The 12,681-nt window shown below is 65.6% G+C and carries 17 protein-coding genes and 1 pseudogene; 8 read left to right on the top strand and 10 right to left on the bottom strand.

Annotation, left to right across the window (positions count from 1 at the left end; genetic code table 11):
• Nucleotides 1-2: 2 nt before the first annotated feature.
• From merA to merT, 3 genes are read right to left on the bottom strand one after another with little or no spacing between them, the layout of a single operon-like run.
• The gene (merA, locus tag BM070_RS08145; RefSeq protein ID WP_047219395.1) at nucleotides 3-1,691 is read right to left on the bottom strand and encodes a mercury(II) reductase; all 1,689 of its coding nucleotides are present in this window, start codon (nucleotides 1,689-1,691) and stop codon (nucleotides 3-5) included.
• 11 nt (nucleotides 1,692-1,702) lie between these two features.
• Nucleotides 1,703-1,981, bottom strand: a complete 279-nt coding sequence (gene merP, locus BM070_RS08140; RefSeq protein WP_012202416.1) for a mercury resistance system periplasmic binding protein MerP — start codon at nucleotides 1,979-1,981, stop codon at nucleotides 1,703-1,705.
• A 12-nt stretch (nucleotides 1,982-1,993) separates the two neighbouring features.
• Complete coding sequence (merT, locus tag BM070_RS08135) at nucleotides 1,994-2,344, bottom strand: mercuric ion transporter MerT (RefSeq protein ID WP_046239654.1); 351 nt, start codon at nucleotides 2,342-2,344, stop codon at nucleotides 1,994-1,996.
• 71 nt (nucleotides 2,345-2,415) lie between these two features.
• Here merT and merR point away from each other — a divergent pair, with 71 nt between their 5' ends.
• The 8 genes from merR to BM070_RS08095 all read left to right on the top strand — a co-directional run bounded on the left by merR (nucleotide 2,416) and on the right by BM070_RS08095 (nucleotide 7,096).
• Entirely contained in the window at nucleotides 2,416-2,823 is a 408-nt protein-coding gene (merR, locus tag BM070_RS08130; RefSeq protein ID WP_012202418.1) for a mercury resistance transcriptional regulator MerR, read from the top strand.
• 175 nt (nucleotides 2,824-2,998) lie between these two features.
• Nucleotides 2,999-3,328 (top strand): ArsR/SmtB family transcription factor, encoded by a 330-nt coding sequence (locus BM070_RS08125; RefSeq protein WP_016451582.1) that lies wholly within the window; start codon nucleotides 2,999-3,001, stop codon nucleotides 3,326-3,328.
• A gap of 12 nt (nucleotides 3,329-3,340) precedes the next feature.
• Complete coding sequence (locus tag BM070_RS08120; RefSeq protein ID WP_012202420.1) at nucleotides 3,341-3,811, top strand: ArsI/CadI family heavy metal resistance metalloenzyme; 471 nt, start codon at nucleotides 3,341-3,343, stop codon at nucleotides 3,809-3,811.
• A 12-nt stretch (nucleotides 3,812-3,823) separates the two neighbouring features.
• Nucleotides 3,824-4,321 (top strand): arsenate reductase ArsC, encoded by a 498-nt coding sequence (locus BM070_RS08115; RefSeq protein ID WP_012202421.1) that lies wholly within the window; start codon nucleotides 3,824-3,826, stop codon nucleotides 4,319-4,321.
• Nucleotides 4,322-4,331: 10 nt separating this feature from the next.
• Nucleotides 4,332-5,417, top strand: a complete 1,086-nt coding sequence (arsB, locus tag BM070_RS08110) for an ACR3 family arsenite efflux transporter (RefSeq protein ID WP_012202422.1) — start codon at nucleotides 4,332-4,334, stop codon at nucleotides 5,415-5,417.
• A gap of 14 nt (nucleotides 5,418-5,431) precedes the next feature.
• Complete coding sequence (arsC, locus tag BM070_RS08105; RefSeq protein WP_012202423.1) at nucleotides 5,432-5,854, top strand: arsenate reductase (glutaredoxin); 423 nt, start codon at nucleotides 5,432-5,434, stop codon at nucleotides 5,852-5,854.
• Entirely contained in the window at nucleotides 5,847-6,569 is a 723-nt protein-coding gene (gene arsH, locus BM070_RS08100; RefSeq protein WP_012202424.1) for an arsenical resistance protein ArsH, read from the top strand. Before arsC ends, arsH begins: the two co-directional genes overlap by 8 nt.
• A 95-nt stretch (nucleotides 6,570-6,664) precedes the next feature.
• A complete protein-coding gene (locus tag BM070_RS08095) occupies nucleotides 6,665-7,096 on the top strand; it encodes a hypothetical protein (protein ID WP_012202425.1) in 432 nt (143 codons plus the stop codon).
• 83 nt (nucleotides 7,097-7,179) lie between these two features.
• On the opposite strand, the pseudogene BM070_RS08090 reads toward BM070_RS08095, so the two are convergent.
• The 7 genes and pseudogenes from BM070_RS08090 to BM070_RS08060 all read right to left on the bottom strand — a co-directional run.
• Nucleotides 7,180-7,326: pseudogene (locus BM070_RS08090) on the bottom strand (addiction module antidote protein); the annotation flags it as partial.
• Nucleotides 7,326-7,850: a helix-turn-helix transcriptional regulator gene (locus BM070_RS08085; RefSeq protein WP_012202427.1), complete on the bottom strand. Its 525-nt coding sequence runs from the start codon at nucleotides 7,848-7,850 to the stop codon at nucleotides 7,326-7,328. The gene BM070_RS08085 and the pseudogene BM070_RS08090, both read right to left, overlap by 1 nt.
• A 4-nt stretch (nucleotides 7,851-7,854) precedes the next feature.
• Nucleotides 7,855-8,133 carry a hypothetical protein gene (locus tag BM070_RS08080; RefSeq protein WP_012202428.1) on the bottom strand — a complete coding sequence of 93 codons (279 nt, stop codon included), beginning with the start codon at nucleotides 8,131-8,133 and terminating at the stop codon, nucleotides 7,855-7,857.
• A 175-nt stretch (nucleotides 8,134-8,308) separates the two neighbouring features.
• Nucleotides 8,309-9,508: a tyrosine-type recombinase/integrase gene (locus tag BM070_RS08075; RefSeq protein WP_016451583.1), complete on the bottom strand. Its 1,200-nt coding sequence runs from the start codon at nucleotides 9,506-9,508 to the stop codon at nucleotides 8,309-8,311.
• Nucleotides 9,509-9,756: 248 nt separating this feature from the next.
• Nucleotides 9,757-10,143, bottom strand: coding sequence for a hypothetical protein (locus tag BM070_RS08070; RefSeq protein ID WP_092939144.1), 387 nt, complete (start codon nucleotides 10,141-10,143; stop codon nucleotides 9,757-9,759).
• Nucleotides 10,144-10,145: 2 nt separating this feature from the next.
• A complete protein-coding gene (locus BM070_RS08065; protein ID WP_092939143.1) occupies nucleotides 10,146-11,948 on the bottom strand; it encodes a PhoH family protein in 1,803 nt (600 codons plus the stop codon).
• A gap of 176 nt (nucleotides 11,949-12,124) precedes the next feature.
• Entirely contained in the window at nucleotides 12,125-12,610 is a 486-nt protein-coding gene (locus tag BM070_RS08060) for a peroxiredoxin (protein WP_092939142.1), read from the bottom strand.
• Nucleotides 12,611-12,681 lie beyond the last annotated feature (71 nt).

The raw sequence follows: 12,681 nt of genomic DNA, 5'->3' as shown, positions 1-12,681 counted from the left end.
CGCTATCCGGCACAGCAGGACAGCTGCTTCACGTCCTTGCTGAAGGTCTGCGCCGCGAGCTTCAGGCCCTCGACCATCGTCAGGTAGGGGAATAGCTGATCGGCCAGCTCCTGCACGGTCATCCGGTTGCGGATCGCCAGCGCCGCCGTCTGGATCAGTTCGCCCGCTTCCTGCGCGACCGCCTGCACGCCGATCAGCCGTCCGGTGCCGGCCTCGGCAACCAGCTTGATGAAGCCGCGCGTGTCGAAGTTGGCCAGCGCCCTCGGCACGTTGTCGAGCGTGAGCGTGCGGCTGTCGGTCTCGACGCCGTCGTGGCGCGCTTGCGCCTCGCTGTAGCCCACCGTCGCCACCTGCGGATCGGTGAACACCACGGCCGGCATCGCCGTCAGGTCCAGCGTCGCGTCGCCGCCGGTCATGTTGATGGCGGCGCGCGTGCCGGCCGCCGCCGCGACGTAGACGAATTGCGGCTGGTCGGTGCAGTCGCCGGCCGCGTAGATGTGCGGCGCGCTGGTACGCATGGTGTGGCTGACGAGGATGGCCCCCTGGGGATTGACCTCGATGCCCGCCGCTTCGAGGTTCAGCGTGCGGGTGTTCGGCGCGCGCCCCGTGGCAATGAGCAGCTTGTCGGCGCGCAGCTCGCCGCGATCCGTCGTCAAGATGAACTCTTCCTCTGCATGGGCGACTCGACTGGCCTGGACATGCTCCAGCACCTCGATGCCCTCGGCACGGAACGCGGCCGTGACGGCTTCGGCGACGGCGGGGTCTTCGCGAAAGAGCAGTGTGCTGCGCGCGAGGATCGTGACCTGGCTGCCCAGCCGGGCAAAGGCTTGCGCCAATTCGACTGCCACCACCGACGAACCGATCACGGCCAGCCGCGAGGGAATGGCATCGCTCGCCAGCGCCTCGGTGGAGGTCCAGTAGGGAGTGCCCTTCAAGCCAGGAATCGGCGGGAGCGCGGGGCTCGCACCAGTGGCGATGAGACAGCGGTCGAAGGCCACCGTGCGCTCACCGCCTTCCGCCAGTTGCACGGTCAGGCAGTTTTCATTCATGAAACGGGCCTCGCCATGCAGCACGGTGATAGCCGGGGTGCTCTGCAGGATGCCTTCGTACTTGGCATGGCGCAGCGCATCGACGCGGCCTTGTTGCTGGGCCAGCAGCCGCTCGCGCAGAATGGACGGCGGCGTGGGCGGCAGGCCGGCATCGAACGGGCTTTCCCGGCGCAGATGCGCAATGTGCGCGGCGCGGATCATGATTTTGGACGGCACGCAGCCGACATTGACGCAGGTGCCGCCGATGGTGCTCCGCTCGATTAGCGTCACGCGCGCGCCTCGCTCGACCGCCTTGAGTGCCGCCGCCATCGCCGCGCCGCCACTGCCGATCACGGCCACATGCAGCGCCCGCTCGCCACCACCGTGACTCGGTTCGCTGCCCAGCCAGCCCAGCGCCTTGCCCAACAAGCCCGCAGCCTTGTTCGGCGTGTCGGACACCCGTGCGCGGTAACCGAGCGCGGCCATCGCCGCGACCAGCGGACCATGGTTCATGTCCGCATCCGCCTCGACCTCGGCCCGTCGCCGCGGATAGGACACCGAGGCCGAGCGCACCCCGGGCACCTTCTCCAGCGCCTCTCTGACGTGCTCGGCGCACGACGCGCAGGTCATGCCGTCGATGTGCAAGGCGATCGCTTCGGCCATGGCGGGCAACCTCACTGCTTGACGGTGGCGGGGTAGCCCGCGTTTGCGGTGGCCTTGGCCAAGGCCCCGGCGTTGGTCTTGGCATCGTCGAAGGTCACGACGGCTTCCCGCTTTTCATAGCTGACCTCGGTCTTCTGGACCCCGGCCACCTTGAACAGGGCCATCTTGACCGTGATCGGACACGACGCGCAGGTCATATCGGGCACCGACAGTGTGACGGTCTTGGTGGCGGCCCACGCCGGAGCGCCCAGGGTAACGGCCAGGGCAATAGCGGTGGCAAGTTTCTTCACGGTGGATTCCTCTCAATAGAACAACGGCAGGACGTACGGAAAAGCGAGGGCAATCAAGACCAGCGCGACCACGATCCAGAAAATGATCTTGTAGGCCGTCCGCACGCGGGGCACGGCGCAGACCTCATCCGGCTTGCAGGCGTGAACCGGCCGGAAGATGCTGCGCCAGGCGAAAAACAGCGCCATCAGGGCCGCGCCGATGAAAATCGGCCGGTAGGGTTCCAACACGGCCAGGTTGGCGATCCAGGCGCCCGAGAAACCGAGCAAGACCAAGATGAGGGGGCCGAGGCAACAGGCCAACGCAAGAATGGCGGCGAGGCCGCCAGCGGCCAGGGCGCCACGCCCGCTCTTGGGTTCCGACATATGGTTTTCCTTCCGGGACTTCGCTTGATGCTGTAAGGTTACTTCCGTAGTCAACTACGGAGTCAAGCGTCATGGAAAGCGCCTCGGACAATCTGACCATCGGCGCCTTTGCCAAGGCGGCCACAGTCAATGTGGAGACGATCCGGTTCTATCAGCTCAAGGGCTTGTTGCCCCAGCCGGAGCGGGCCTACGGCCGCATCCGCCGCTACGGGCCGGCAGATGTGGCGCGGGTGAAGTTCGTGAAGTCAGCCCAGCGCCTGGGGTTCAGCCTGGATGAAATCGGCCAGCTTCTGAAACTTGAGGACGGCACCCATTGCAATGAGGCGGCGGAGCTGGCCTCGCTGCGGCTGGCCGATGTGCGCGCCCGCCTGGTGGACCTCACACGGATTGAGGCGGCATTGTCGAAATTGGTGGGTGAATGCGACGCGCACCATGGCAATGTGTCCTGCCCGCTGATCGCGGCATTGCACTGCTGTTGAGCGGAGAAGTTCGGCCGTTCACCTCGCGGCGAAGGGGCGGACAGGCAAGCGCGGCGCGCGAACCAGATTTAAGGTATTGAGCCGGAGGCGCGATGGGATCAAGACCGGATGGCCACAATTCGGCGCGATAGTGCCCTTTTGCACATTAATTCAATAAATGTTGTATTATCGAAATATGAAAGAGACCCAAGCCGTTTCCGCCCTCGGCGCCCTGGCCCACACCCAGCGCCTGCGGGTTTTCCGCGCCCTGGTGGTCGCCGGCCCCGAAGGGCTGACACCCAGCGCCCTCGCCGACCAGCTCGACGTGGCCCGCAATTCCCTGTCCTTCCACCTGAAGGAGCTGGCCCATGCCGGCCTGGTCACCATCGAGCAGCAGGGCCGCAACCTGATCTACCGCGCCGACTTCACCCAGATGAACGGACTGCTCGGCTACCTGACCGAGCACTGCTGCCAAGGCAGCACATGCGAGGTCAGTGATTCCTCCTCTGCCTGTACTTCCTGCTGAAAGGATCTCCCCATGAAGCGCTTTCACGTTCACCTGCACGTCGATGACCTGAACCGCAGCATCGGCTTCTATTCCCAACTGTTCGCCGCGCAGCCCGCGCGTGTCGAGGGCGACTACGCCAAGTGGATGCTCGAAGACCCGCCGGTCAACTTCGCTATCTCCACACGGGGCAACAAACCAGGCATCGACCATCTGGGCATCCAGACCGACGATGCGGAGGAATTGGCCGTGCTGAAGGCACGCGCCGAGGCGGCCGACATGGCGCTGCTCGACGAAGGCACCACCACCTGCTGCTACGCGCGCAGCGAGAAGCACTGGATCACCGATCCGCAGGGCGTGGCCTGGGAACACTTTCATACGCTGGGCAGCATCCCGGTCTTCAACGAAGCGGCGCCTGCAACGGGTTCTGCCGCAGCCTGCTGCGCCCCGGCGCGCGGCAAGCCGGTGGGCGTTGCGGTGAAGCCGGCTTCGTCCTGCTGCTGATGTGAGACATCCATGACCACCAACAAGACCTACAACGCCCTGTTCATCTGCACGGGTAACTCGGCCCGCTCCATCCTGGCCGAAGGCATCCTCAATGAATTGGGCCAGGGGCGCTTTCGCGCCTACTCGGCGGGCAGCCACCCCAAGGGCGAAGTCCACCCGCTGGCGCTTGCCACGCTGGAACGGCTGCATATGCCGATCGTCGGCTACCGCAGCAAGAACTGGGACGAGTTCGCGGCGCCCGGTGCACCGGAGCTGGATTTCATCTTCACGGTGTGCGACAACGCCGCCGGCGAGGTCTGCCCCGTATGGCCTGGGCGCCCGATGTCAGCGCATTGGGGTGTGCCTGATCCTGCAGCCGTTGAAGGCACCGACGAGCAGAAGCGCAAGGCGTTCACGGATGCGGCGCTGACCTTGCGCCGGCGCATTGAGCTGTTCCTGTCGCTGCCATTGCAGCGGCTCGATGCCATGTCGCTGCAGCACGAGCTGCGCAGCATTGGTACGAAGTGAGGTCTGCGCGATGAGTGTTGGAACCCAAACGGCCGGCCGCGTGCCGGCCACCTCCACCATGAGCGTCTTCGAGCGCTACCTGAGCGTGTGGGTGCTGCTGTGCATCGTCGCCGGCATCGCGCTGGGCCAGTTCGCACCCAACGTATTTCAGGCCATTGGCCGCATGGAGATCGCCCAGGTTAATCTGCCGGTCGGTCTGCTGATCTGGATCATGATCGTGCCGATGCTGCTGAAGGTGGACTTCGGTGCGCTGGGCCAGGTCAAGCAGCACTGGCGCGGCATCGGCGTGACGCTGTTCGTCAACTGGGCGGTCAAACCGTTCTCGATGGCGCTGCTGGCCTGGATCTTCGTCCGCCAGGTCTTCGCTCAGTGGCTGCCGGCCGACCAGCTCGACAGCTACGTTGCCGGCCTCATCCTGCTGGCCGCCGCGCCCTGCACGGCGATGGTGTTCGTCTGGAGCCGGCTGACCGGGGGCGATCCGGTATTCACGCTGTCGCAGGTGGCGCTGAACGACACCATCATGGTGTTTGCCTTCGCGCCCATTGTCGGCCTGCTGCTGGGCCTGTCGTCCATCACGGTGCCGTGGGCCACGCTGCTGGTATCGGTCGGCCTGTACATCGTGATTCCGGTCATCCTGGCCCAGCTCTGGCGCCGTGCTCTGCTGAACAAGGGCCAAGCCGCCTTCGACCGGGCGCTGGAGCGCATCGGCCCGCTGTCGATCGCGGCGCTGCTGCTCACGCTGGTGCTGCTGTTCGCCTTCCAGGGCGAGGCCATCATCCGCCAGCCGCTGGTCATCGCCATGCTGGCGGTGCCGATCCTGATTCAGGTGTTCTTCAACTCCGGCCTGGCCTATTGGCTCAGCCGCAAGGCCGGCGAGCAGCACAGCATCGCTTGCCCCTCGGCGTTGATCGGCGCCTCCAACTTCTTCGAGCTGGCTGTAGCGGCCGCCATCAGCCTGTTCGGCTTCCAGTCCGGCGCGGCGCTGGCCACCGTGGTCGGCGTGCTGATCGAGGTGCCGGTGATGCTGCTGGTCGTTCGGATCGTCAACCAAAGCAAGGGCTGGTATGAGTGCGGCCCGAACCCTGCCCGCAGATAAGCAAGGCATTTCCCATGAGCAGTATCACGATATATCACAACCCCGTCTGCGGCACGTCGCGCAACGTGCTGGCCCTGATCCGCAACAGCGGCGAGGAACCCACGGTCATCGAATACCTGAAGACACCGCCCGACCGCGAAACCCTGCAACGCCTGATCACGGACATGGGCGTGCCGGTGCGCGCGGTATTGCGCGAGAAGGGCACGCCCTACGCGGAACTCGGCCTCGATGACCCGAAGTGGAGCGATGCGCAGTTGATCGACTGCATGCTCCAGCATCCCATTCTGATCAACCGCCCTATCGTGGTGACGCCGCTGGGCACGCGGCTGTGCCGGCCTTCGGAGGCCGTGCTGGACATCCTGCCGCAATCACAGCGCGGCGCGTTCAACAAGGAAGACGGCGAAGCGGTCGTGGACGCGGAAGGCCGCCGTGTCTGAATCCAGAATCGACCTACCCAATATCGACACCGCGCTATTCCAACTGCCCGATACCCAACGGCTGCTGACACCCGAGCGCGCCACGCACGCGCCGCGCTTCCTATTGCTCTATGGCTCGCTACGCGAGCGCTCGTTCAGTCGCTTGGCCGCTGAGGAAGCGGCTCGCATCCTGCGCGCGCTCGGCGGTGAGACGCGCATGTTCAATCCCTCGGGCCTGCCACTGGTGGACGATGCACCCGCCGACCATCCCAAGGTCAAGGAACTGCACGAGCTGGCCCAGTGGGCCGAAGGCATGGTGTGGAGTTCGCCCGAGCGCCATGGGGCCATGACGGGGTTGATGAAGACGCAGATCGACTGGATTCCGCTGTCGGCCGGCGCAGTGCGCCCGACGCAGGGCAAGACGCTGGCGGTGATGCAGGTCTCGGGCGGCTCGCAGTCCTTCAACGCCGTCAACCAGATGCGCGTGCTGGGCCGCTGGATGCGGATGCTGACCATCCCCAACCAGTCCTCGGTCGCCAAGGCGTACCAGGAGTTCGACGAGGCCGGGCGCATGAAGCCCTCGGCCTACTATGACCGCATCGCGGACGTGATGGAGGAGCTGATGAAGTTCACCCTGCTCACGCGCGATGCGGCGCCGTACCTCGTGGACCGCTACAGCGAGCGCAAGGAAAGTGCGGAAGCACTGAGCCGGCGCGTCCAGCAGACGGCTATCTGAACACTCCCCCTAAAAAACAAGCACTTCACTCACCAATCCGTCGTGACGCTAATCTGATGCGCCATCGCAGCGACAGAAACGGATCGGAGAACAGAATGGGAATTTCCAGCAGCAAGGTCTACAAGCAGGCCGATGAGGCCGCTGCGTTTGCGCATATCAGGGAGCTCGCAGAAAAGGAACCCGTCGATGACGAGACGGCTTCGGAATTGTGGCTTGAGGCAGAAGCCATCGTGGACACCTACATCGAGGCCGCTGAGTCGCGGTCCATAGAGGACTTGCCCTCCAGGCAGGAACTGGGCGAGTCCTGCTTTTGGCTGTTGTTCCAGACGAAAGTTTTGCGGGAGGACGAGCATTACCGGCTGATCGTCGAACTGCTGTCGCCACAGCTCGGGCTGTCCCTGTTCGATTTGCTGCCCCGCGTCCGAAAGCTCCGCGAAGCGGCCCTTGACGCACTGGAGGCCATGGTCAAGAAGCCATCAATGGATCGTCCGACAGCGCCGCAAGCGTGCGAGGACGACCTTTTCTGATGGGAAGCTGGTGGCACCTCCGAGCCGAAATTCTCGTATCAGCGATACGAGAATTCATCGGCTGCGGAAGATCGAGCGTCAGCACCGAACGTCCGCGCCATCTGGCGCAGCACAGTCGGCAGTTCGGCCTGGTCGCCGTCCTCCAGAACACCGTTGATGACTTCGAGCGCGAGCGCCGGGTCGCTGCGGTACAGCTCGGCCATCGCTTCGTCATGGGGTCTGCTTTTCATCAGCCCACCAGCGCTTCCAGTTCCTCGAACGCCAGGCGCGGCAAGCGCCGGCCTTCCTTGGCCACGTTGACCTGCAGGGCGGCCCGCGCCACGTCCAGCACCTCCCGCGCCAGGGCATAACCGCCCTTGGCCTGCATCCAGCCCAGCACATCCGCCAGATGCCAGATCGACGCGCTGCCCTCATGCACCGGCGCCGGGAAGCTACCCGGATGGGCCAGCATCAGCTTGCGCATATTCTGCCGCGACACGCCCACGATGTCGGCCACATCGGTCAGCCCAACCAGATCAGGCGCCACTTCGATCAGCCGGGCCGAGGGTGCGGCACGGCGCACATCGGCCAGCGCGCTGCGCACTGCCTCATCTGCATCCACCGCCTCGCGGGTAAATTCCAGCGCCAGCCGCCCCGGCTGCCCGATGCCGACCAGGGCATCGTCGCAGCCGGCTTCACCCAGGCGCTCGACCAGTGTCTGCGAATCGCGGTCGTCATCGGTGAGCTGGTATTTGAGGGTAAAGGTGTATTCCATCGCGCTATTCCTGGGTGCCATCGTCATCCGCCTCGCGCTGCTGGCGGTCCATGGTGCAGTTGTCCACGGCGCGCCGTAAGGCGCGGGCATGGTTGCCGGGGTTCTTCGGCGTGCTCCATACACTGGTAATGCAGAACTCGCCGCAACGGCATTCCTCATCGTTGTACGGGCAGTACATCCGCCCCCAGGCATGGCTACCGCCGACTTCGACACGCCAGCCTTGCCCTTCGGCGTGTCGCAGCGCATCCTCGACCTCTTTCTTCGGGTGAGAGGAACGGGCCATCAGCGACCTCCAGTATGGGGATGATGCGCAAGGTTGTCAAGTGACAACCTTGCTGCAAGGCTTGGTGACCCACGCTCGAATTGTCGCGACAGCGTCGCGACAATTCGGCGGGCCTGATTTCCGACACGAAAGGCTGGCAACGCCGCGCCTGCCGCAGCCGACGGCATCTTGCCGTTCATGCGGACGCCTGCTCGGTGCGTTGCGCCCCGGTGATCGTCTTGCGCCGGTTCGCCACCAGCTCGGCGGCCTGCCGCACCGGATCGTCCTCCGTGTGGACGTACCGCATGAACATCGCCACGGTCTTGTGCGCCGTCAGCGCCATGCCCACCTTCACCGGAATCCCCGAGTTGGCGATGTCAGTGGCCGAACGGTGGCGGATGCCATGCGTGCCCACGTGCGTAGCGCCCGCCGCCTTCAGGATGCGGCACCAGGCACCGTAATACTCGCCCTCGGTGAGATGCTTGGCCGGGTCGTTCGGCGACGGCAGCACGTAGGGGCAGCCGTCCCGGCGCGGCGCGGTGGACAGCAGCCGGTAGGCTTCCTCGCTCAAGGGCTTGGACATGCCACCTGTCTTGCTATCGGGCCAGACCACGCGGCGGTTGTCCAGATCCACCCATGCCCATTCCAGCGAGATGATCTCGGAGCGCCGCCCGGCAAACTCGAATTGCAGGCGGATCGCCAGCGGGATGACGTAGTTCTCCAGCCCTTCGGCCTCGATACCGTCAAGGTGCCGGAACAGCTTGCCCATGTCCTCGTCGCTGATGAGGTGGGTGGCCTTGCCGTCGGGGTACACCGGGACGTGGCGGCATGGGTTGGTGCCGTCCGGCCGATAACCCCAGACCTCGGCCAGGTTGAACATCTTGCGCATGACGCTGAAAGCGCGGTTCGCCTCGGCGGGCTTGTGCGCCATCTTCTTCATCGCCCCGGCCACGTCCGGGCGCTTCACGTCCTGAACCTTGATGCGGCCCAGGAAGGGGACGATGCAGCGGTCGATGACGCCCTGGTAGCCCCGGCGGGTGCTGGGCTTGTTGCGTTGCTTGGAGTGATCCTCCATGAACTTCACGCACAGTTCCGTGACCGTGGGCGCCTTGCGCGCCGCCGCCTTGTCGGCGGCCGGGTCGCCGCCCCGGCGTACCTGGGCCAGCCATTCCTGGGCCAGCGAGCGGGCCTGCTCGACGGTCAGTTCGCCATACAGGCCCAAAGCGGGTTTGCGGCGCTCGCCGGCGTTCGTGCGGTACTGGAGCATGAACACCTTGCGGCCCGCTGGTGTAATCTTGCACAGGAAGCCGGGCACCAGCGTGTCCCGCAGTTCGACGGCCTGCGCCTGGGGTTGTGCCGCATCCACTGCGGACTTGGTGAGCTTGATTTTTGCCACGATGACTCCTCGGAAAGACCCGGTTTCCAGGGGCCACATGGGAGCCACGAGGCAGGAAGCCGGATCAGGTTTCAGAAAGCACCGGCATATGATGAACGCGCCTAAGTTATTGATAAACCTGCTGTATCTGGCTTCGGCGTAGTCCAGCGAATTACGGTACTGAAGTCAGTGTGAAATGAAAAAAGCCCCTGGCGCTTGATGCACAAGCGCCAGGGGCTCTTTTTTTGATAGCGTTGCCGCGGCGGCGCTCAGCGGGTGAAGGCCCAGACCAGCAGCCCGGCCGTGGAGGCGCCCAGCACCCAGGCGGCCCACACCAGCCGCTGCTGGCGCCGGCGCAGCGCATCGACGGCGCGCACCAGCAGGGCGTTCTGCTCGGCCAGCGACTCGATCAGCTGGGCCGAGGCGCGCTGCTCGTCCTGCAGTTGCACCAGGGCGTCGCGCATCACCGCCAACTGGTCGGCGGTGCTCATCGCGATCGCGCCGCCGGCATCGGCACCGGTGGCCTGCACGTCTTCGGCGGCGCCCTTGCGGGTCGATCCCATCAAGCGGCGGGCCGCCTGCAGGATCTGCGGCGTCGCCTCGATCACCTCGCCCCAGGGGACGAGCTTGAGGGCCGTCATCCAACCGATGGCCATGCTCAGAGCACCTCGCTGGCGAAATCTGCCAGGCGCGAGCGTTCGCCGCGCGCCAGCGTGATGTGGCCGCTGTGCGGCCAGCCCTTGAAGCGGTCCACCGCGTAGGTCAGGCCGGAGGAGCCTTCGGTCAGGTAGGGTGTGTCGATCTGCGCGAGGTTGCCCATGCAGATGATCTTGGTGCCGGGCCCCGCGCGCGTGATCAGCGTCTTCATCTGCTTGGGCGTCAGGTTCTGCGCCTCGTCGATGATGACGTACTTGTTCATGAACGTGCGGCCGCGCATGAAGTTCATGCTCTTGATCTTGATGCGGCTGCGGATCAGCTCGTTGGTGGCGGCGCGGCCCCATTCGCCGGCATTGCCGCCGTCGCCCTTGGCGAGGAATTCGAGGTTGTCGTCGAGCGCGCCCATCCAGGGGCCCATCTTTTCCTCTTCCGTGCCGGGCAGGAAGCCGATGTCCTCGCCCACGCTCACCGTGGCGCGGGTCATGATGATCTCGGTGTAGCGGCGGTCGTCCAGCACCTGGGTGAGGCCGGCGGCCAGGGCCATCAGCGTCTTGCCGGTGCCGGCGGTGCCGGCCAGCGTCACGAAGTCCACTTCCGGGTCCATGAGCAGGTTCATGGCGAAGTTCTGCTCGCGGTTGCGCGTGTTCACGCCCCAGACCGCGTTCTTGGCCGAGCCGTAGTCCTTGAGGGTCTGCAGCACGGCGGTCTTGTCGCGGATCTCGGTGACGCGCGCGAACAGGCTGGGCTCGCCGGGCGCCTCGAAATACACGAACTGGTTGATCATGAGCTGCGGCACCACCGGCCCGCCGATGCGGTAGTAGGTGTGCGCGCCCTGCTGCCAGCTTTCGACGTTCTTGCCGGTCTTGGTCCAGAAGTCGGCCGGCAGGGCCAGCACGCCGGAGTAGAGCAGGTCGCCGTCTTCGAGCGTCTTGTCGTTCTGGTAGTCCTCGGCGTTCAGGCCCAGGGCGCGCGCCTTGACGCGCATGTTGATGTCCTTGGACACCAGCACCACCTCGCGCGGCGCGTAGCGCTGGCGCAGGGCCTCGACCACGCCGAGGATCTGGTTGTCGGCCTTGCCCTGCGGCAGGCTGGTGGGCAGCTGGTAGTCGAGCGGCTCGGTCTGGAAGTGCAGGCAGCCGCCGGCGGCGCGCTGGCCCGTGGAATCGAGTGCGATGCCCTTGCCGATGTCGGCGCCCTGCACGCCCACCAGGGCGTCCAGCGTGCGGCTGGCCTGGCGGCCGTTGCGGGCGACCTCGGTCATGCCCTTCTTGTGGCCGTCGAGCTCTTCCAGCACGATCATCGGCAGGAAGATGTCGTGTTCCTCGAAGCGGAACAGGCAGGTGGGGTCGTGCAGCAGCACGTTGGTGTCCAGCACGAACATCTTCTTCGGGCCGGTGCTGCGTGCCTTGCGCGGGCGCTCGGCCACGGCGGGCTTGGGCGCTGCCGTGGCGGTGGTGCGCTGGGCGGCCACGGGTGCGCTCGCCGGGGCGGTGGTGAGCGCGGGCGCGGCGGTTGCCGGGGCCTTGCGCGTGCGGCTGCGGGGCGCAGGCTGCGGTGCCGGCGCGGCTTCCACGGCGGGTGCTGCCGACACGGAGGTGGTCGCGGCCGCAGCCTCTGCGGCATTGCGGCGGCTGGTGGCCGCGGCCTTGCGGCTGCGGCGGGTGGAGGGCACTGCGGCGGCGGGCGCCACTTCTTCGGATGGGCGGGCGGGCGTCACCGCGTCGGACGATGCGTGGGCGTTCTGCAGGTACGCATCCGGGGACAGCAGCGCGGCGCGCTTGGCGGGGGCGGGGGGCAGGGGCATGGGGCGGTGGCCTCGCTTGGGGGAAGGGAAGGGTGAGGGACGGCGTGCGTCAGAAAGCAAAAAGCCGCCTGGAGACCCAGACGGCTTTGGAGGGGGAAGGGGGCGTTGCGTCGCTCAGAGGCATTGACCCATTATGCATATTCCCGGTGAACGGCCCGGCAAGTCGCCGCAGCGTTTCAGGCGGCCTTTTTCAGGGCCTTGATGGACTTGACGGCCTTGAGCACTTCGTCCACATGGCCGGGCACCTTCAGGCCGCGCCACTCTTGCACCAGCACGCCATCGGGGCCGATGAGGAAGGTGCTGCGCTCGATGCCCTTGACCTTCTTGCCGTACATGATCTTGTTCTTGACAACGCCGAACATGTGGCACATCTTCTCTTCGGTGTCGGCGATCAGCTCGAAAGGCAGTTCTAGCTTTTCCTTGAAGTCGTCGTGCGACTTCATGTTGTCGCGCGACACGCCGAACACGGCGGCACCGGCCTTGGCGAAGTCCTTGTACTTGTCGCGGAACTGCATGGCTTCGGTGGTGCAGCCGGGCGTGTTGTCCTTGGGGTAGAAGTACAGGATCAGAACCTGGCCCAGATGCGAGGTGTTGGAGACCTTGATCCCGCCGGTCGCGTTGGCTTCAAATTCAGGGAGGGGTTTGTTGACAACGATCGCCATGGCACTCAGTCTCTCAGGAGGGTAGTCGTTGGAAAATCGGGGGTGCGGGTGTGATGTTGCAGCTGGACTAG

The organism is Paracidovorax wautersii, from assembly GCF_900113035.1.
In the GTDB taxonomy this organism is placed as follows: Bacteria; Pseudomonadota; Gammaproteobacteria; order Burkholderiales; family Burkholderiaceae_C; genus Paracidovorax; species Paracidovorax wautersii.
This window is presented reverse-complemented; position numbering and strand designations above follow the sequence as displayed.